10 protein-coding genes, 3 pseudogenes and 1 riboswitch are annotated in these 18,895 nt (G+C 72.5%); of the genes and pseudogenes, 5 read left to right on the forward strand and 8 right to left on the reverse strand.

Going from position 1 to position 18,895, the window contains the following annotated elements; translation table 11 throughout:
- Window positions 1-4: 4 nt before the first annotated feature.
- A pseudogene (locus GHR20_RS09555) lies at window positions 5-2,871 on the reverse strand (GNAT family N-acetyltransferase).
- Window positions 2,872-3,016: 145 nt separating this feature from the next.
- Between GHR20_RS09555 and GHR20_RS09560 the strand changes: the two are divergent.
- Window positions 3,017-3,298: an HPr family phosphocarrier protein gene (locus tag GHR20_RS09560; RefSeq protein WP_111580842.1), complete on the forward strand. Its 282-nt coding sequence runs from the start codon at window positions 3,017-3,019 to the stop codon at window positions 3,296-3,298.
- A 214-nt stretch (window positions 3,299-3,512) separates the two neighbouring features.
- Here the strand turns inward: GHR20_RS09560 and GHR20_RS09565 are convergent, their stop codons facing one another.
- From GHR20_RS09565 to GHR20_RS09580, 4 genes and pseudogenes are all read right to left on the reverse strand, one after another.
- Window positions 3,513-4,199, reverse strand: coding sequence for a GntR family transcriptional regulator (locus tag GHR20_RS09565; protein WP_153812936.1), 687 nt, complete (start codon window positions 4,197-4,199; stop codon window positions 3,513-3,515).
- A 284-nt stretch (window positions 4,200-4,483) separates the two neighbouring features.
- Complete coding sequence (locus GHR20_RS09570) at window positions 4,484-5,227, reverse strand: M23 family metallopeptidase (protein WP_153812937.1); 744 nt, start codon at window positions 5,225-5,227, stop codon at window positions 4,484-4,486.
- A gap of 13 nt (window positions 5,228-5,240) precedes the next feature.
- Window positions 5,241-5,399: riboswitch (cyclic di-AMP (ydaO/yuaA leader) on the reverse strand.
- Between the two features lie 222 nt (window positions 5,400-5,621).
- Window positions 5,622-6,991 (reverse strand): annotated as a pseudogene (locus tag GHR20_RS09575) (pitrilysin family protein).
- Window positions 6,992-7,008: 17 nt separating this feature from the next.
- Entirely contained in the window at window positions 7,009-8,403 is a 1,395-nt protein-coding gene (locus tag GHR20_RS09580) for a pitrilysin family protein (protein ID WP_111580839.1), read from the reverse strand.
- 294 nt (window positions 8,404-8,697) lie between these two features.
- Here GHR20_RS09580 and GHR20_RS09585 point away from each other — a divergent pair, with 294 nt between their 5' ends.
- Window positions 8,698-11,157, forward strand: a complete 2,460-nt coding sequence (locus GHR20_RS09585) for a DNA topoisomerase IV subunit A (RefSeq protein WP_153812938.1) — start codon at window positions 8,698-8,700, stop codon at window positions 11,155-11,157.
- Here GHR20_RS09585 and GHR20_RS09590 read toward each other — a convergent pair.
- Window positions 11,154-12,281 (reverse strand): GTP-binding protein, encoded by a 1,128-nt coding sequence (locus GHR20_RS09590; protein WP_111580837.1) that lies wholly within the window; start codon window positions 12,279-12,281, stop codon window positions 11,154-11,156. The genes GHR20_RS09585 and GHR20_RS09590 overlap by 4 nt on opposite strands.
- A 185-nt stretch (window positions 12,282-12,466) precedes the next feature.
- On the reverse strand, window positions 12,467-13,630 hold the full coding sequence (locus GHR20_RS09595; protein ID WP_153812939.1) for a citrate synthase/methylcitrate synthase: 1,164 nt from the start codon (window positions 13,628-13,630) through the stop codon (window positions 12,467-12,469).
- 121 nt (window positions 13,631-13,751) lie between these two features.
- On the opposite strand from GHR20_RS09595, the gene GHR20_RS09600 reads away from it, so the two are divergent.
- From GHR20_RS09600 to GHR20_RS09610, 3 genes and pseudogenes are all read left to right on the forward strand, one after another.
- Window positions 13,752-15,014 (forward strand): citrate synthase, encoded by a 1,263-nt coding sequence (locus tag GHR20_RS09600; RefSeq protein WP_194858854.1) that lies wholly within the window; start codon window positions 13,752-13,754, stop codon window positions 15,012-15,014.
- A gap of 139 nt (window positions 15,015-15,153) precedes the next feature.
- On the forward strand, window positions 15,154-16,095 hold the full coding sequence (locus tag GHR20_RS09605) for a sucrase ferredoxin (RefSeq protein ID WP_153812941.1): 942 nt from the start codon (window positions 15,154-15,156) through the stop codon (window positions 16,093-16,095).
- 36 nt (window positions 16,096-16,131) lie between these two features.
- Window positions 16,132-17,795, forward strand: a pseudogene (locus GHR20_RS09610) (sensor histidine kinase).
- A gap of 21 nt (window positions 17,796-17,816) precedes the next feature.
- Here the strand turns inward: GHR20_RS09610 and GHR20_RS09615 are convergent.
- Window positions 17,817-18,869 carry an ABC transporter substrate-binding protein gene (locus GHR20_RS09615; RefSeq protein WP_153812942.1) on the reverse strand — a complete coding sequence of 351 codons (1,053 nt, stop codon included), beginning with the start codon at window positions 18,867-18,869 and terminating at the stop codon, window positions 17,817-17,819.
- Window positions 18,870-18,895: the final 26 nt, after the last annotated feature.

Genomic DNA, 18,895 nt, shown 5'->3' on the forward strand with positions numbered 1-18,895 from the left:
CCGCTCAGTAGGCCGGCATGGTGCGGGGGCCGTGGTCGTCGCGGGCGGGCGGGGGCGCGAGGCGGACGGTGGCGCCGAGCACGTTCGCGCCGTGCGGGGCCACGACGACCGGTTCCAGGGTGACGGCGACCACCTCGGGGTGGTCGTCGACCAGGCGGGAGACCCGCAGCAGCAGTTCCTCCAGCGCGGGGGTGTCGACGGGGGTGGAGCCGCGCCAGCCGAACAGCAGGGGCGCGGTGCGGATCGCCCGGACCAGGGAGGTCGCGTCCCGGTCGGTGACCGGGATCAGCCGGTGCGCCGTGTCGTCCAGCAGCTGGGAGGCCGCGCCGGCGAGACCGAAGGAGAGCACGGCACCGGCCGCCGGGTCGATCACGGTCCGTACGACGGTGTCGACGCCCCGGGGTGCCATGCCCTGCACCACAGGGCGCAGCTCCTCCGGCTTGCCGAACAGCTCGCTCAACTCGGCGTACGCCCGGCGCAGTTGCTCCTCGTCCGACAGGTCGAGGCGTACGCCGCCCAGGTCGGCGCGGTGCCGCAGGTGCGGGGCGGTCGCCTTCAGGGCCACCGGGTAGCCCAGGGCGCGTGCGGCCTCGACGGCGTCCTCGGGGGTGGGCGCGGGGAGCGCGCGGCGCACCTGGATGCCGTACTTCGCGAGCAGCTCGCAGGTCTGCGCGTCCGGGATCGTGAGTCCCTCCCCGCGCTCCAGCAGCTCCCCGATCAGCCGCGCGGCCCCCTTCTCGTCGATGTCCTCGTACTCGGGCACCCTCCCGGGGTCGGCCGCCTCCCGCCGCCACTGCCCGTACCGCACCGCTTCTGCGAGCGCGCGCACGGCGCGTTCGGCGGCGGGGTAGGCGGGGATGAGGCGGGTGCCTTCGGGGGCGGGGCGGGGGTGGTGGCCGGGTGACCGTCCGGCGTCGCCGTGGCGGGCACCGGGTCCGGTCCCGTGGCCGGCACCCTTTCCGCGCCCGCGGCACCGAGTGCCTTGTCCACGGCCTGTGGCGCGGTGCTGGCCGCCGCGGAGAGCGCCTCCGCCAGCCCGCCCAGCTCCACATGCACCACCAGCACCGGCTTCCCCGGCACCCCGGCGGCGGCCGACCGCAGGGCCTCCGCCAGCTCCGCGTCCCCCGGCGACGCCTCCCCGATCGCGGGTATCGCCGTCACCACGACGGAGTCGTTCGTGTCGTCGGCCAGCGCCGCGCTCAGCGCCCGGTGGAAGTCCTCCGGGGTCGCCCCGGTCGTCAGATCGAGCGGCCGCGCCGGCCGCAGCCCCTCCGCGAGGCACCGGTCGTACGTCAGCACGCCCAGCGACTCGGAGTTCCCGAGGATCGCCACCCGCGGCCCTGCGGGCAGTGGCTGCCGGGCGAGCAGCAGCCCGGCGTCGACCAGCTCCGTGATGGTGTCGACCCGGATCACCCCGGCCTGGCGCAGCAGCGCGGACACGGTGGCGTACGGCAGCCGCGTCGCGCGGACCGCGTGCCCCTGCGGTGCCGTGCCCGTCCCCTGCACCACGACCAGCGGCTTGGCCGCCGCCGTCCGCCGGGCGAGCCGGGTGAACTTGCGCGGGTTGCCGATGGTCTCCAGGTACATGAGGACGACGTCGGTGTCCGGGTCCTCGTACCAGTACTGGAGGACGTCGTTGCCGGACACGTCCGCCCGGTTGCCCGCGGAGACGAACGTGGAGACGCCGGTCGTCCCGGTGACCCCGCCGCCGCGCCGGTGCAGCCGGGACAGCAGCGCGATGCCGATGGCGCCGGACTGGGCGAACATGCCGATGCGGCCGGGGCGCGGCATCTCGGGCGCCAGGGAGGCGTTCAGCCGTACGTCCGCGGCGGTGTTGATGACGCCGAACGCGTTGGGCCCGATGATCCGCATGCCGTACGCGCGCGCCTGCCGCACCAGCGCCCGCTGCCGCTCCCTCCCCTCGGGGCCGCTCTCGGCGTACCCGGCGCTGAGCACGACGAGGCCCTGGACGCCGTGTTCCCCGCACTCGGCGACCACCGCGGGCACGTACTCGGCCGGTACGGCGACGACGGCGAGGTCCACCGGCCCCTCGACGTCCCGCACGCAGCGGTACGCGGCCACCCCCTCGACCTCCGCCGGGTCCTCGGGGAACGCCTTGTTCACGGCGTACAGCGCGCCTTCGTACCCGGCGTCGCGGATGTTGGCCAGGACGCTGCGGCCGACCCCGCCGGGCGCGCGGCCGACGCCGATGACCGCGACGGAGCCGGGCGCGAGCAGCCGCTGCACCGAGCGCGCCTCGGCACGCTGCTCGCGCGCGTACTGCACGGCGAGTGCGCGGTCCGTGGGTTCGAGGTCCAGCTCCAGGCGTACGACGCCGTCCTCGAAGCTGCGCTTCTGGGTGTACCCGGCGTCCGTGAACACCTTGATCATCTTGTTGTTGGCGGGCAGCACCTCGGCGGCGAAGCGGCGGATGCCCCGCTCCCGGGCGACGGCCGCGATGTGCTCCAGCAGGGCGGAGGCGACGCCCCGGCCCTGGTGGGCGTCCTGGACCAGGAAGGCGACCTCGGCCTCGTCGGCGGGACCGGACGCGGGCGCGCCGCCGGCCCCGATGCGGTCGTAGCGCACCGTCGCGATGAACTCGCCGCCCACGGTGGCCGCGAGGCCCACCCGGTCCACGAAGTCGTGGTGGGTGAAGCGGTGGACGTCCTTGGCGGACAGCCGGGGGTAAGGGGCGAAGAAACGGTAGTACTTGGACTCGTCCGAGACCTGCTCGTAGAAGTGGACCAGGCGGTCGGCGTCGTCGACGGTGATGGGCCGGATGCGGGCGGTCCCCCCGTCCCGCAGCACCACGTCCGCCTCCCAGTGCGCGGGGTACTCGTACCGGCTCTGCGGTTCCGCCGAGGTTCGCATGGGGCCCAGCGTACGGCTCGCGTACGACAACGGCGCGGGGCACTCTGTGGAGCACGACGGAGGGGGTGCGCAGCCCCTCTTCTGGCACGCGTCACGATATGGAACACTGGTCTAGACAACCCTGAACAGTGAAGGGCAGCAACACATGGCTGAGCGCCGCGTCAACGTCGGCTGGGCCGAGGGTCTTCACGCCCGCCCCGCCTCCCTCTTCGTCCGGGCCGCCACGGCCGCAGGCATCCCGGTGACGATCTGCAAGGCCGGTGGCACCCCGGTCAACGCGGCCTCCATGCTGGGCGTTCTGGGCCTGGGCGCCCAGGGCGGCGAGGAGATCGTGCTCGCCTCCGACGCCGAGGGCGCGGACGCCGCCCTGGACCGGCTGGCGAAGCTGGTCGCCGAGGGCCTGGAAGAACTGCCCGAGACGGTCTGAGCGGGACCCGGGACCGTCCGGGCGGACCCGGAACGGTCCGTGCGGGATTTCGAGAAGCCGTGCCATCCCCAGCGGGTGGCACGGCTTCCGTGTTTTCGGAGCGCCACCGCATTGGCCATGGGCGGCATTCGTCATGGTCCACTCATGGGAATTCAGGACACCCGGAAATACCCGGCTCCCGAATATCCCACCCACTTTGTATACGGCACCCGTGTTAATTCCCCGCGCCGGACATGTTTACGGCATGTTGCGAAGTCCGCGTCCGCGCCGCGGTGCCGGGGACCCGCAGCCGGTACGCCGCCGTCGCCCGCTCGGTGTGCAGCGCGGTCACCGCGCGGGCGCGCTCGCCGTCGCCGCGGGCCACCGCGTCCACGATCGCGCCGTGCTCCGCCCAGGTGCCGACCATGTCGGGGGGCGTGTCCACCGTGTACATCCAGGCGATCTTGTGGCGCAGCTGGAGGAGTGTCGAGGTCAGCGAGGGGCTGCCGCAGGACTGGGCCAGCGTCTCGTGGAACCAGCCGTCCAGGGCGCGCAGATCCTCGCCGCCGCCCCGCCTGGCGCGTTCCTGGCCCAGCCGGACCAGGCCGCGCAGCACCTTCAGATGGGCCTCGGTACGGCGCCGGGCGGCCCGCGCGGCGCCGAGCGGCTCCAGGAGCAGGCGCATCTCCAGCAGGTCGGCGGCCTCCTGCTCGGTCGGCTCGGCCACGCAGGCCCCCGCGTGCCGGCGGGTCACCACGAAGCCCTCCGCCTCCAGGGTGCGCAGGGCCTCGCGCACGGGGACCCGGGAGACGCCGTAGCGGCGGGCGAGCACCTCCTCGGTGAGGCGGCCACCGCGTTCGAGGGAGCCGGCGACGATGTCGTCCCGGATCGCCGTGCACACCGATTGCGCCGGAATACGCATGACCGACCTCCGCCTTAATACCCGCGACACGACACCGACGACGGACGCGTGTTTTCCGTGACTCTATTCCACCGGGCCGGAATTTCCGATGGCGGGCCCCGAATCATGGATATTTTTTGGACAGGCTCCGGCGAGAAGCGCCGGGGAATGGCGAAAACCCCGGCCGGGTGGGCCGGGGTTTTCGATGCCGTGCGGGTGGGCCGGACGTTCGCGCCGTGGCCGCGAGGGTCGGACGTTCACACCGCGGCCGCGGAGGTCAGACGTTCACACCGTGGCCGCAGGGGTCAGACGTTCACGCCGTGGCCGCGGAGGTAGGCGAGGGGGTCGACGTCGGAGCCGTAGTCGGGGCTGGTGCGCGCCTCGAAGTGCAGATGCGGGCCGGTGACGTTGCCGGTCGCGCCGGACAGGCCGATCTGCTCGCCTGCGGCGACCTGCTGGCCCACCGTGACACCGATGGACGACAGATGGCCGTACTGGGTGTACATGCCGTCGGCCATGCGGAGCACGATCTGGTTGCCGTACGCGCCGCCCCAGCCGGTGGAGACGACGGTGCCGGCGCCGACCGCGTGCACGGAGGTGCCGGTCATGGCGTGGAAGTCGATGCCGGTGTGGGAGCCGGACGACCACAGAGAGCTGCTGGCCTGGTAGCCGGTCGACACGTAGGAGTGCGCGATCGGGGCCACGAAGGCGTTCAGCCGCTTGCGCTCGGCCTCGCGGGCGGCGCGGGCCTTGGCCGCGCGGGCCTCCTTCGCGCGCACCGCGGCGGCCTTCTCGGCCGCCTCGTGCTCGGCGATCCGCTGCTGGGCGACGGCCTGGGCGTCGATGTGCGCGGCGAGGTCGTCGCTCGCGCTGAGCACCGGGGTGAGACCGGTCTGCTCGACGGTGTGCTCGGCGGCGAGCGCCGGGGACGCGGCGAGGGTGCCGATGACACCGGTGGTCGTCAGGGCCGCGATACCGGCCGCCTGGGCGGTGGTGCGCTTGACCCGGCCGGGCTTGCGGTGCTTCCCGGTGGCGCATATGAACGCCATGTGCGTGGCTGTTCCTTTCCTTCCCTCTCGCCTACCGGGTTAGCTGACGGGTTCGGAGCAGGAAGGTCTCCTACGGGCCCCGCGCTCGCGCACGGACGCCCGATTCACCCCAGGGACGTGTGGGTCCCCGGCTCCCCTGGCTCGCGCCTCGGGGACTCGGCGATGGCTGTCCGGTGCCGCGGCTGCGGCGCACTGCCCGACGGACAACCCGGACGACGCTAAGCGGACCGGCTCCCAATCCCCAAACAGAACGCGGCTTTTGTAGCGCATCCCACAGGGCAGACGGGCAACCTCCGTCCCAATAGGGACATCTCGGGAGGAGAGTGGAACAAAGGGGGCCCTGACGACCCGTAGGCCGTCAGGGCCCCCGTAAGCGGGCAGCGGGCGCCCGCGGTTACTCGGCGGCCACCACGGTGACCTCGCCGATGCCCAGCGCCTCGACCGGCGCCTTGATCTCCGACGCGTCACCCACGAGGACCGCCACCAGGCGGTCCACCGGGAAGGCGTTGACGACCGCCGCGGTGGCCTCCACGGTGCCCGTCGCGGCCAACTGCCGGTAGAGCGTCGCCTGGAAGTCGTCGGACAGGTGCTGCTCCACCTGGTCGGCGAGCGTGGCCGCGACGGCCGCCGCGGTCTCGTACTTCAGCGGCGCGACCCCGACGAGGTTCTGCACGGCCACGTCCCGCTCGGCGTCGGTCAGGCCCTCCGCCGCGAGGGTGCGCAGCACCTTCCACAGATCGTCCAGCGCGGGGCCGGTGTTGGGGGTGTCCACGGAGCCGCTGATGGCCAGCATGGAGGCGCCGTTGCCGTCGGGTCCGGAGCGGAGCACCTGGCCGAACGAGCGCACACCGTAGGTGTAGCCCTTCTCCTCGCGCAGGACGCGGTCCAGGCGGGAGGTGAGGGTGCCGCCGAGGCAGTAGGTGCCGAGCACCTGGGCGGGCCACACCCGGTCGTGCCGGTCCGAGCCGACCCGGCCGATGAGCAGCTGCGTCTGGACGGCACCGGGCCGGTCCACGATGACGACACGCCCGGTGTCGTCGGCCGTCACCGCGGGCACCGGGCGCGGCTCGCCCGGGGTGCCGGTCCAGGCGCCCAGGGTCTCGCCGAGCAGCGCGTCCAGGTCGATGCCGGTGAGGTCACCGACCACGACCGCGGTGGCGGTGGCGGGGCGTACATGGCGGTCGTAGAACGCGCGGACGGCGGCCGCGTCGATCTTCTCGACGGTCTCCTCGGTGCCCTGGCGCGGCCGGGACATGCGGGCGGTCGCCGGGAACAGCTCCTTGGAGAGCTCCTTGGCGGCGCGCCGGGCGGGGCTGGCCAGTTCGTGCGGGATCTCGTCCAGGCGGTTGCGGACCAGCCGCTCGATCTCGCTCTCGGCGAAGGCGGGGGCGCGCAGCGCGTCGGCGGCCAGGCCGAGGCCCTTGGCCAGCCGCGAGGCGGGGACCTCCAGGCTGATCCGGACGCCGGGGTGGTCGGCGTGGGCGTCCAGGGTGGCACCCGCGCGCTCCAGCTCGGCGGCGAACTCCTCGGCGGAGTGCTTGTCGGTGCCCTCGGAGAAGGCGCGCGCCATGAGGGTGGCGACGCCGTCCAGGCCGGCCGGCTCGGCGTCCAGCGGGGCGTCCAGGAGCACCTCGACGGCCACGACCTGCTGGCCGGGACGGTGGCAGCGCAGCACGGTCAGGCCGTTGTCGAGCGCGCCGCGCTCGGGGCCGGGAAGGCCCACGGCTTCGCCTCGCCGGCCTGCGGCTGCGGGTGGAAGTCCATGGTGGCGAGCTGCTCGGTCACTTGGCCGTCTCCTCGTTCTCGTTTCCGGCCTCTACGGTGGCCTGCGACTCGGGGTCCTCGGGCACCTCGGCGTCCTCGACGGCCTGCGGGGACTTCGGCTCGTAGACCAGGACGGCGCGGTTGTCGGGGCGCAGCCGGGCCGCGGCGACCTCCCGGACCTCCTCGGGGGTGACCTCCAGGATGCGCTGCACGGCGTTCAGGGCGAGCTGCGGGTCGCCGAACAGGACGGCGTAGCGGCACAGTTCGTCGGCGCGGCCCGCGACGGTGCCGAGCCGGTCCAGCCACTCGCGCTCCAACTGGGCCTGGGCGCGCTCCATCTCCTCCGCGGTGGGGCCCTCCTCGGCGAACCGGGCGAGCTCCTCGTCGATGGCGGTCTCGATGACCGGCACCTCGACGTCGCCGGAGGTCTTCACGTCCAGCCAGCCCATGGAGGGCGCGCCGGCCAGGCGCAGCAGGCCGAAGCCGGCCGCGACGGCCGTACGGTCGCGCCGCACCAGCCGGTTGTACAGCCGGGAGGACTCGCCGCCGCCGAGGACGGTCAGGGCGAGGTCGGCCGCGTCGCACTCGCGGGTGCCGTCCTGGGGCAGCCGGTAGGCGGCCATCAGGGCGCGCGCCGGGACCTCCTCCACGATGACCTCGCGCAGCTGCTCCCCGATGACCTGCGGCAGGGAGCCGTCCCGGGGCGCGGGCTTGCCGTCGTGGCCCGGGATGGAGCCGAAGTACTTCTCGATCCAGGCGAGGGTCTGCTCGGGGTCGATGTCGCCGACCACGGAGAGCACCGCGTTGTTCGGCGCGTAGTAGGTGCGGAAGAAGTGACGGGCGTCCTCCAGGGTGGCCGCGTCCAGGTCCGTCATGGAGCCGATCGGCGTGTGGTGGTAGGGGTGGCCCTCGGGGTACGACAGGGCGGTCAGCTTCTCGAAGGCGGTGCCGTAGGGGACGTTGTCGTACCGCTGGCGGCGCTCGTTCTTGACGACGTCGCGCTGGTTCTCCATGGACTCGTCGTCCAGGGCGGTCAGCAGCGAGCCCATGCGGTCGGCCTCCAGCCAGAGCGCGAGCTCCAGCTGGTGGGCGGGCATGGTCTCGAAGTAGTTGGTGCGCTCGAAGCTGGTGGTGCCGTTGAGCGAGCCGCCGGCGCCCTGCACCAGCTCGAAGTGGCCGTTGCCCTTGACCTGCCCGGAGCCCTGGAACATCAGGTGCTCGAAGAGGTGGGCCAGACCGGTGCGTCCCTTGACCTCGTGGCGGGAGCCGACGTCGTACCAGAGGCAGACCGCCGCCACCGGGGTCAGGTGGTCCTCGGAGAGCACCACGCGCAGACCGTTGGCCAAGCGGTGCTCGGTCGCTGTCAGGCCCCCGGAGCCTGCCTCGGCTGTGGTCGTGTGACCCATGGGCATGTACGTCCCTTCGCGAGCGGAGGCGGTTGTGAAAACCGCGTTTTTCCTGCCGTTCCTGCCACTGTATGCAAAGCGTGCGAGCCCTCGGAGAAGTTCCCGCGGCACGTACGCCGACAGCGGATCGCGTAGCCTGCCTCGCACCCGGATCCCGGTGATCGTCCGGGGCGCCGGTCCGTGTTGTCGGTGCCCCGGTCCACAATGGTCCGCGACAGATCCGTCAGACGCTTCAGCACGAGCGAGCCGAAGGGTGCGCGCCCCGAAGGCGAGCGATCAGATCAGGAGGAGCCGGCAGCGATGGCCCGCCGCAGCACGAAGACCCCGCCGCCCGACGATTCGTACGAGGAGAAGATCCTCGACATCGACGTCGTGGACGAGATGCGTGGCTCCTACCTCGAGTACGCGTACTCGGTCATCTACTCGCGCGCCCTGCCGGACGCCCGTGACGGCCTCAAGCCGGTGCACCGCCGGATCGTCTACCAGATGAACGAGATGGGCGTGCGCCCCGAACGCGGCTATGTGAAGTGCGCGCGTGTCGTGGGCGAGGTCATGGGCAAGCTGCACCCGCACGGCGACGCGTCGATCTACGACGCCCTGGTGCGCATGGCGCAGCCCTTCTCCATGCGGCTGCCGCTGGTCGACGGCCACGGCAACTTCGGCTCGCTGGGCAATGACGACCCGCCGGCCGCCATGCGGTACACCGAGTGCCGGATGGCCGAGGCCACCAGCCTGATGACCGAGTCCATCGACGAGGACACGGTCGACTTCGCGCCGAACTACGACGGCCAGGAGCAGGAGCCGGTGGCCCTGCCGGCCGCCTTCCCGAACCTGCTGGTCAACGGCTCCTCGGGCATCGCGGTCGGCATGGCGACCAATATGCCGCCGCACAATCTGCGCGAAGTCGTGGCCGCGGCCCGCCATCTGGTAAGGAACCCGAACGCGGACCTGGACGCGCTGATGAAGCACGTCCCCGGCCCGGACCTGCCCACCGGCGGCCGGATCGTCGGCCTGGACGGCATCCGGGACGCGTACGCGACCGGCCGCGGCACCTTCAAGATGCGGGCGACGGTCGCGGTCGAGCCCGTGACCGCCCGCCGCAAGGGCCTGGTGGTCACCGAACTGCCGTTCACGGTGGGCCCGGAGAAGGTCATCGCGAAGATCAAGGACCTGGTCAACGCGAAGAAGATCCAGGGCATCGCCGACGTCAAGGACCTCACCGACCGCGAGCACGGGCTGCGCCTGGTCATCGAGATCAAGAACGGCTTCGTGCCCGAGGCCATCCTGGAGCAGCTCTACAAGCTGACGCCGATGGAGGAGTCCTTCGGCATCAACAACGTGGCCCTGGTGGACGGCCAGCCGCTCACCCTGGGTCTGAAGGAACTCCTCGAGGTCTACCTCGACCACCGCTTCAACGTGGTGCGCCGGCGAAGCGAGTTCCGCCGCAGCAAGAAGAGCGACCGGCTGCACCTGGTCGAGGGTCTGCTGACCGCCCTGGTCGACATCGACGAGGTCATCCGGCTGATCCGCTCCAGCGACAACTCCGCGCAGGCCAAGGAGCGCCTGATGGGGCACTTCTCGCTGAGCGAGGTACAGACGCAGTACATCCTCGACACGCCGCTGCGCCGGCTCACCAAGTACGACCGCATCGAGCTGGAGGCGGAGAAGGACAAGCTCACCGAGGAGATCGCGGAGCTGACCCGGATCCTGGACTCCGACCAGGAGCTGCGCAAGCTGGTCTCCGCCGAACTGGCCGCCGTGGCGAAGAAGTTCGGCACCGACCGGCGCACCGTCCTGCTGGAGGCCGGCGGCGCCCCGGCGGCGGTCGTGCCGCTCCAGGTGGCCGACGACCCGTGCCGGGTGCTGCTGTCCTCCACGGGGCTGCTGGCGCGTACGGCGACCGCCGGGCCGTTCCCCGACCAGGCGGGCGGCAAGCGGGTCAAGCACGACGTGATCGTCTCGGCGGTGCCGGCGACGGCGCGCGGTGAGATCGGCGCGGTGACCTCGACGGGCCGGCTGCTGCGGATCAATGTGGTCGACCTGCCGCAGCTGCCCGAGGCGACGGGCGCGCCGAACCTCTCCGGGGGCGCCCCGCTCGCGGAGTTCGTGTCCCTGGAGGGCGACGAGAGCGTGGTCTGCCTGACCACGCTGGACGAGTCCTCCCCCGGTCTCGCGCTCGGCACCGAGCAGGGTGTGGTCAAGCGCGTGGTGGCCGACTATCCGTCCAACAAGGACGAGTTGGAGGTCATCACGCTCAGGGAGGGCGACCGGATCGTCGGCGCGGTGGAGCTGCGCACCGGCGAGGAGGACCTGGTCTTCATCACCGACGACGCGCAGCTGCTGCGCTTCCAGTCCTCGATCGTGCGTCCGCAGGGCCGCCCGGCGGGGGGCATGGCGGGCATCAAGCTCACCGAGGGTGCGAAGGTCATCTGTTTCACGGCGGTCGACCCGGCCGCCGACGCGGTGGTGTTCACGGTGGCCGGCTCGCGCGGCACCCTGGACGACTCGGTGCAGACGACGGCCAAGCTGACCCCCTTCGACCAGTACCCGCGCAAGGGCCGGGCCACCGGTGGCGTGCGCTGCCAGCGGTTCCTGAAGGGCGAGGACTGCCTGGCGCTGGCCTGGACGGGCCCGGTGCCCGCGCGCGCGGCGCAGAAGAACGGCACCCCGGCCGAGCTGCCCGAGCCCGACCCGCGCCGGGACGGCTCGGGCACCTCGCTGCCGAAGACGGTGTCGGTGGTCGCGGGGCCGGTCTTCTAGCCGTTCCAGGGCTCCGGGCCGGGTTCGTCCTCGGAGCCCTGCACGTAGCGCAGGACGCCCCACATGCCGTGCTCGTCGGCGTGCGGGGCGTCGCTCTCGCAGCCCCTCAGCTCCTTGCCGAGCGCCTCGGTGTCGATGCCGGAGCCGATCAGCACCAGTTGGGTGCGGCGTTCGTCGGCGGGCGCCCAGGGCTCGGGGTAGAAACGCAGGAACCGGCCGACGGCGTGCATGGTGTATCGGTTGCGGGGGTCGTTGGGGCCGAGGTCGACATGTCCCTTGATCCGGTACAGCCCCTCGGGCCGGCTGTCCAGGAACCGCATCAGGCGGCGCGGGTCCAGGGGGACGCCGGAGACGAAGGACAGGCTGTCGTAACCGGTGTGCAGGTGCCCGGCGTGGCCGCCGCCGAGGCCGTCCGTGTCGTGGTCGTCGCCCTGGCCGTCGCCGTGCGTGTGCAGGTCGTCGAAGGTCAGCTGGCCGATGCGTTCCTCGCTCGGCCGGCAGTCGAAGAGGAACTCGGGGTCGATACGCCCGTAGGTGGCGGGCACGACGGCGGCCCGGTCGGTCAGCGACCCCACCAGAGCGAGCACCCGTTCGGGGTCCCCGGTCCGGTCCAGCTTGTTGACGACGACCAGGTCGGCGAGCGCGAGATGCCGGTCGATCTCGGGATGCCGCGCGCGCGTGTCGTCGAACTCGGCGGCGTCCACGACCTCGACCAGGCCGCCGTAGACGATGCCGGGGTGCTCACTGGCGAGCACCATCCGCACCAGTTCCTGGGGCTCGGCGAGCCCGCTGGCCTCGATGACGATCACATCGACACCGGTCTCGGGTGCGGCGAGTTTGCCCAGGTAGACGTCGAGTTCGCCGGCGTCCACGGCGCAGCACAGGCAGCCGTTGCCGAGGGAGACCGTGGAGTCGCCGAGGGCGCCCGCGACGGCCAGCGCGTCGATCTCTATGGCGCCGAAGTCATTGACGATCGCCCCGATCCTGCTGCCCGCGCTGCGATGCAGCAGGTGATTGAGGAGCGTGGTCTTCCCCGATCCGAGAAATCCGGCCAGGACGATGACCGGGATCTGCTGCTGGGGACGACGACCGCCGTCCGTCTCGTGCGCCGAGCTGTTCCCCAAGGGGCGACCTTTCTCCTGTGACCGGGCTGCGGACCAGGATAAAAGGGATTGAGGAGTGGGGGCGGGGCCCGGGGTCGATCCGGGCGGCCGACCCGGTCACATGGTCGGCCCGGTCCCTTGGGGCAGTCCGGTCCCGTGGCCGGCCCGGCCGGTCCCGTGGCCGGCCCGGTGACATGGTCGGCCCGTCAGACGGCGGGGACCGCCGCCGTCGGCTCCGGCCCCACGTACCGCGCCGCCGGGCGGATGATCTTCGAGTGGGCCGCCTGCTCCAGGATGTTGGCGCTCCAGCCCACCACCCGGCCCGCCGCGAAGGTCGGGGTGAACATCTCCCTGGGCAGGCCGCACAGTTCCATGACCACACCGGCGTAGAACTCGACGTTGGTGTGGAGTTCACGACCCGGCTTCAGCTCGGCGAGGACGGCCTCGACCCGGCGTTCGACCTCCACCGCGAACTCCACCCGGGGACCGCCGAAACCGAGGGCGATCTCCCGGAGCATCCGCGAACGCGGGTCCTCCGTGCGGTAGACGGCGTGGCCGAAGCCCATGATCCGCTCGCCGGCCAGCACCCGTTCCCGGATCCACGGATCGACACGGTCGGGCGTGCCGATCGCGTCCAGGGTGTCCAGGGCCCGGCTGGGCGCCCCTCCGTGCAGCGGCCCGGACAGCGCGCCCACGGCACCGGTCAGACAGGCCGCCGCGTCGGCTCCGGTGGACGCGATGACCCGCGCCGTAAAGGTTGATGCATTGAATCCATGATCAATGGTGGAGATCAAGTATTGCTCGACCGCTCGGGCTCGTCGGGGGTCGGGCACCGAACCGGTCGCCATGTACAGGTAGTTGGCCGCGTACGGCAGGTCCTCGCGCGGCTCCACGGGCTCCAGCCCCCGCCCCAGCCGGTACAGCGCGGTGAGCAGCGTGGGTACGACGGCGCAGGCGGCGAGCGTGTCGGCGCGGCGCCGGCCGGCGTCCAGGTCGTACAGCGGCCGGAATCCCCGCGCCGCGCCCAGCAGGGACAGCCCGGTGCGCAGCCCGGCCAGCGGACCGGAGACGCGGCTCGCGGCGGCGATCGCGGGCAGGCTCGCCCGGACCTCCTCGGGCAGCCGGCGCAGCGCCGCGGTCTCGGCGGCGAAGGCGGCACCGCGCTCGGCGTCGGGCAGGGCGCCGTGCACGAGCAGGTGCCAGACGTCCTCGAAGCGGCGGGTGCGCGCGAGGTCGACCGCCGAGTACTGCCGGTAGTGGTAGAAGCCCTCCCGCCCCCGGACGTCGCCGATCTCCGTCTCGGTGACGACGACGCCGGCGAGACCGCGCGGGACGTCGACGAGGGGCGTTGCGGTCCTGTTGATGGCCATGATGGTCCTCTCTGAGCTTGATCCGACTGTCCACTCTTGACGTTTTTCCTGTCAATATTGATTGAATCAATGCACTTGGGGTTAGCCATCAATATGTGCAGAGACCGCTACGGTGGCCCTCATGCGCGATCACGAACCCGCCCCCAACCGCCCGGGGCGCAGGCTGACCACCAAGGAGACCGCCGAACTGCTCGGCGTGAAGCCCGAGACGGTCTACGCGTATGTCAGCCGCGGCCTGCTGAGCAGCAAGCGCGAGCCCGGCGGCCGCGCCAGCACCTTCGAGGCACGCGAGGTGGAGGAGCTGGCCCGGCGCAACCGCCGGGAGAGCGCCGGGATTCCGGGCTCCGGCGGCGATCTCTCGGTACGCACCCGGATCACCTTGATCGAGGCCGACCGGTACTACTACCGGGGCGTCGACGCCACCGACCTGGCCGCCCGCCACTCCTACGAGGAGGTCGCGGAGTGGCTGTGGACCGGCCGGCTCGTCCCCGGGACGTCCTTCACCGCGCCCGAGGCGACCGTGCGCGTCGCCCGCTGGGCCGTGCAGGCGCTGCCCGAGCACACCTCCCCCATCGACCGGCTGCGGGTCGCGACGATCGCCGCGTCGGCCGAGGACCCGCTGCGCTTCGACCTGTCCGAAGAGGCCGTCCTGAACACGGCGCGGGTGCTCATCCCCACGCTCGTCACCGCCCTGCCGCCGGTCGTGTACGACCCCGGGAACGACGCGCCGCTGGCCCACCGCCTGTGGTCGCGGCTGACCGCCCGCCCGGCCGACGAGGACGCCGTACGCGTGCTGGACGCCGCCTTGGTCCTGCTCGCCGATCACGACCTGGCCGCCTCCACGCTCGCGGTCCGGGTCGCCGCCTCCGCGCGGGCACACGCCTATGCGACCGTGTCGGCCGGTCTCGGCGTCCTGGAGGGCCCGCTGCACGGCGCCAGCAGCGGGCTGGCCCACCGGATGCTGCTCGACGTGCTCGAACTGGGCAACGCGGCCCCGGTGATCGCCGACGAACTGCGCGCGGGGCGCCGCATCCCCGGCCTGGGCCACCGCCTCTACACCGGTGAGGATCCCCGCGCGCAGGTCCTGTTCGGCCTGCTGGAGCGGCTCCCCCGCGCGGAACCCGCCCTGCTCGCCGCCCGCGACATCGTCGCCACGACCGCCCGGCACACCCCGCTGCACACCAATGTCGACCTGGCACTCGCGGTGTTCACCTCGTCCTTCGGGATGCCCGCCACCGCCGGCGAGACGATCTTCGCGGTCGCCCGGACCGCGGGCTGGATCGCGCACGCCCTGGAGGAGTACGGCGAGCGCCCGCTGCGGATGCGGCCCGTGGGCCACTACGTGGGCCCGCGCCCGCCGCAGCCCCTCCCGGAGGCCGACTGAGTCGCCGCCGGGTCCCTGCCGAGGCCCGCGCGTCGCCCACCGGGAGCCACACCCCTCCGGAAGGCCGCCGCCCTCCCCTGAACCCGGCACGATCCCGGCCGGAAGTCGCCCTGCCCCGAGTCAGGTTAGGCTCGCCTGTGTGAGTAGGTGCGCGTCCGTCTCCCTCAGCCTCGACGAGCCCGTTTCGGCGACGGCGGCCACGGCGAGGACATGGCTGCTGCTGGAACAATCCGGTCCGTGGGGCGCCAAGGCGCTCACTTCGAGCCATCTGGACCCGGCGGTCGGCCGCGCCCTGGAGCGCGCCGCCGAGGGCACCGGCGTGCGCGTGGCGCTCATCCGGCGCCCCGGCCGCCACGCGGACCCCGGCACCCCCGAGATCCGCCAGGTCTACGCCGCCCACACCGTGCCGGGCCGGGTCTGGGTCCGCTCCGCCACCACCCGCGATCCCCGGCACCTCCTCGACCTGGACCTCGCCGGCCTCGACGCGGGCGACCACCGCTCCTTCGACGCGGTGCTCGGCGGGCGTGCGCACACCGGCGATCCGCTCGCGCTCGTGTGCACCAACGGCAAGCGCGACCGCTGCTGCGCCCTGCTCGGCCGCCCGCTCGCCACCGAACTCGCCGCGGCGGGGGAAGAGGGGGTCTGGGAGGTCACTCATCTGGGTGGACATCGTTTCGCGCCGACGGTGCTCGTGCTGCCGTACGGCTACGTCTACGGCCGCGTCGACGCGCACACCCTCGGGAAGGCCCTGGACGGCGTCCGGGAGGGCCGGGTGGCCGTCGAGGGGTGCCGCGGCTGCTCCGCCTTCGAACGCCCCGGCCAGGCGGCCGAGCTGGCGGTGCGTGAGGTGGCGGGCGAGTACCGGGCGGGCGTACTGGGCGTCGTACGGACCGACGGCGCGGCGCCGCGCTGGGCGGTCACGGTCGTCCATGCCGACGGCCGCCGCTGGCGGGTCACCGTGGCGCGCGGGGCGTCGCTGCCGCCGCGCCCGGAGAGCTGCGGTGCCGCGGTGCTCGGCACACCGGCGCGGATGACCGTCGTCGCGGTGCGTGAGCTGCGCCCGACGGCGCTGGCGAGCTGACCCGCGCGGCGGGCGCAACCCGTACTGTCGTCCCCCATGAGTCCGACTCCCTCCGCACGCCGTCTGCGCCTCGGTATGCCACGGCGGGTGTTCTCGCAGGTGCTGCTCATGCAGGTGACCATCGCCGCGGGCGTCGCGGTGCTGGTGACCGGCCTGTTCCTGGCGCCGCTGAGCAAACAGCTGGACCACGAGGCGATGCGCCGCGCGCTGGCCATCGCCGAGACCACGGCCCAGGACCCGGCGATCGCCCAGGGCCTGCTGACCACGCCGCCGACCAAGGACGGCCCGGTGCAGCAGGAGGCCGAGCGGATCCGGCGGGCCACGCACGCCGAGTACATCGTCGTCCTGGACCGGCACTGGGTGCGCTGGTCGCATCCGACCACCTCGCAGATCGGCCGCACGGTGTCCACGAGCCCCTCCGGCGCCCTCGCGGGCAAGGAGGTCATGGAGATCGACCGGGGCACCCTGGGACGCTCCGCGCGCGGCAAGGTGCCGCTGTACGACGCCCGCCACCGCCTGATCGGGGCGGTCTCGGTCGGCATCGCCTACGACAGCGTGCGCGCCCGGCTGATCGGCGTCATCCCGGGGCTGCTCGCCTACGCCGGGGGCGCCCTCGCGGTGGGCGCCCTGGCCGCCTGGCTGATCGCCCGCCGGGTGCAGCGGCAGACCCGGGACCTGGCCTTCTCCGACATCTCGGCGCTGCTCGCGGAGCGCGAGGCGATGCTGCACGGCATCCGCGAGGGCGTGGTCGCCCTGGACGGGGGCGGCAGGATCCGGCTGCTGAACGACGAGGCGCGGCGGCTGCTGGGCATCGGCGACGAGGCCGTGGGCCGCATTCCCGACGAGGCGCTCGGCGAGGGCCGTACGACCGATGTGCTCACCGGGCGGGTGACCGGCACCGATCTGCTGACGGTACGCGGCCGGCGGGTGCTGGTCGCCAACCGCATGCCCACCGACGACGGCGGCGCGGTCGCCACCCTGCGCGACCGCACCGAACTGGAGCAGCTGGGGCGTGAACTCGACTCCACGCGCGGGCTGATCGACGCCCTGCGCGCCCAGGACCACGAGCACGCCAACCGGATGCACACCCTGCTCGGGCTGCTGGAACTGGAGATGTACGACGACGCGGTGGAGTTCGTCGGCGAGGTGGTCGGCGATCACCGGGTCACCGCCGAGCAGGTCACCGAGAAGGTCCAGGACCCGTTGCTGGCCGCCCTGCTGGTCGGCAAGGCGACGGTGGCGGCCGAGCGCGGGGTCGCCCTGTGGGTGTCGGAACGCAGCAGGCTCCCGGACCGGCTGGTCGATCCGCGGGGGCTGGTCACGGTCGTCGGCAACCTGGTGGACAACGCCTTGGACGCGGTCGCGGGCACGCCGCACGCGCGCGTGGAGGTCGAGTTGCGCGTCGAGGGCCATACGGTCGTGCTCCGGGTGCGGGACACCGGGCCCGGAGTGCCTTTGGACCAGCGGGAGTTGGTCTTCACCGAGGGGTGGTCCACCAAACCGGCCCCCGCGCACGGCAAGCGGGGGCTCGGGCTGTCGCTGGTGCGCCGGCTCGCCGAACGCCAGGGCGGCAGCGCGACCGTGGACACCGCCGGCGGGGCGGTGCCGAGTTCACGGTGGTGCTGCCGGAGGCGCTGGGCGAGCCGGAGCTGGAGCCCGGGGCCGGACGGGAGCCCGAGCCCACGGCACGCAACAGTTGATTACCTTGACCGCCCGCCGTACTACTTGACCGCCTTGGCGAACTCGGTCGTGTACGTCTTGCCCAGGTCGACGTTCGCGTTCTTGATGTTGGGGTTGAACGCCTTGAGCACCTTCTCCACGGTCTCGGGGCCGTTCTCCGGCATCACGCCGTCGTCGGTGAACATGGGCAGGGTGGTCTTGACGGACTGGGTGTAGAGCGCCTTGTCGCCCTGGGAGTAGTCGGCGGGCATCCTGGCGGCTATCTCGTCGGCGCTGTGGGTGGACATCCACTTGAGCGTCTTGACGAATGCGTTGACCAACTTCTGGACGGTCGCCTTGTGTCCCTTCACCCAGTCCGTCTGCATGTACAGACTCGACGACGGGTACGGCCCGCCCAGCGCCTGCTGCGAGCCCTCGGGGGTGCGCATGTCGAGCAGGATCTTGCCGGCCTTCTTGTCGAGGATCGTCGCCACGGTCGGGTCGGTGGTCATGCCGCCGTCGATCGAGCCCTTCTGGAGTGCCGCGATGAACGTCGGTCCCGCGCCCACCGCGACCGGCGTGAACTCGCTGACGTCGACGCCGTTCTTGACCGCCAGGTACTTGGTGAGGAAGTCGGTCGAGGAGCCGAGCCCGGTCACACCCAGCTTGCGGCCCTTGAAGTCCCCGGGCGAGGTGATGTCGCCCGCGGCCTTGCCGGACACGACCTCCACCTCACCCGGCGCGCGCGAGAACTGGACGACCGACTCGACCGACTTTCCCTTCACCTGGAGGTCGAGGGTGTGGTCGTAGAAGCCGACCGCGCCCTGCACCTGGCCGGAGACGAGCGCGGTCTCGGCCTGGACCCCGGCGGGCTCGGACATGAGCTGGACGTTCAGGCCCTCGTCCTGGAAGTAGCCGAGCCGCTGGGTGAGCATCGCGGGCAGGTAGATGACCTTGTCGAGGCCACCGACCATGATCTTGACACTCTCGCCCTTGCCACCGCCCCCGCCGGAGTCGGCCGCGGAACCGGCCGCGTCATTGGCGCAGGCGGTGAGCGAGGACAGGGCGAGCAGGCCGGCGGCGGCCAGGGAGGCGTGTCTGGCGGTCTTGCGCATGGCGGTTCACGTCCTTGTGAGAGGGC

Origin of the sequence: Streptomyces sp. SUK 48 (genome assembly GCF_009650765.1) — a bacterium.
Taxonomy (GTDB): Bacteria; Actinomycetota; Actinomycetes; order Streptomycetales; family Streptomycetaceae; genus Streptomyces.

Excerpts from the sequence above, each read along its gene's own strand:
- GHR20_RS09595 (WP_153812939.1), bottom strand. The coding sequence starts at position 13,630 with ATGGCCATCAACAGGACCGCAACGCCCCTCGTCGACGTCCCGCGCGGT.
- GHR20_RS09585 (WP_153812938.1), top strand. The coding sequence starts at position 8,698 with ATGGCCCGCCGCAGCACGAAGACCCCGCCGCCCGACGATTCGTACGAG.
- GHR20_RS09560 (WP_111580842.1), top strand. The coding sequence starts at position 3,017 with ATGGCTGAGCGCCGCGTCAACGTCGGCTGGGCCGAGGGTCTTCACGCC.
- GHR20_RS09565 (WP_153812936.1), bottom strand. The coding sequence starts at position 4,199 with ATGCGTATTCCGGCGCAATCGGTGTGCACGGCGATCCGGGACGACATC.
- GHR20_RS09570 (WP_153812937.1), bottom strand. The coding sequence starts at position 5,227 with ATGGCGTTCATATGCGCCACCGGGAAGCACCGCAAGCCCGGCCGGGTC.
- GHR20_RS09580 (WP_111580839.1), bottom strand. The coding sequence starts at position 8,403 with ATGCCCATGGGTCACACGACCACAGCCGAGGCAGGCTCCGGGGGCCTG.
- GHR20_RS09600 (WP_194858854.1), top strand. The coding sequence starts at position 13,752 with ATGCGCGATCACGAACCCGCCCCCAACCGCCCGGGGCGCAGGCTGACC.
- GHR20_RS09615 (WP_153812942.1), bottom strand. The coding sequence starts at position 18,869 with ATGCGCAAGACCGCCAGACACGCCTCCCTGGCCGCCGCCGGCCTGCTC.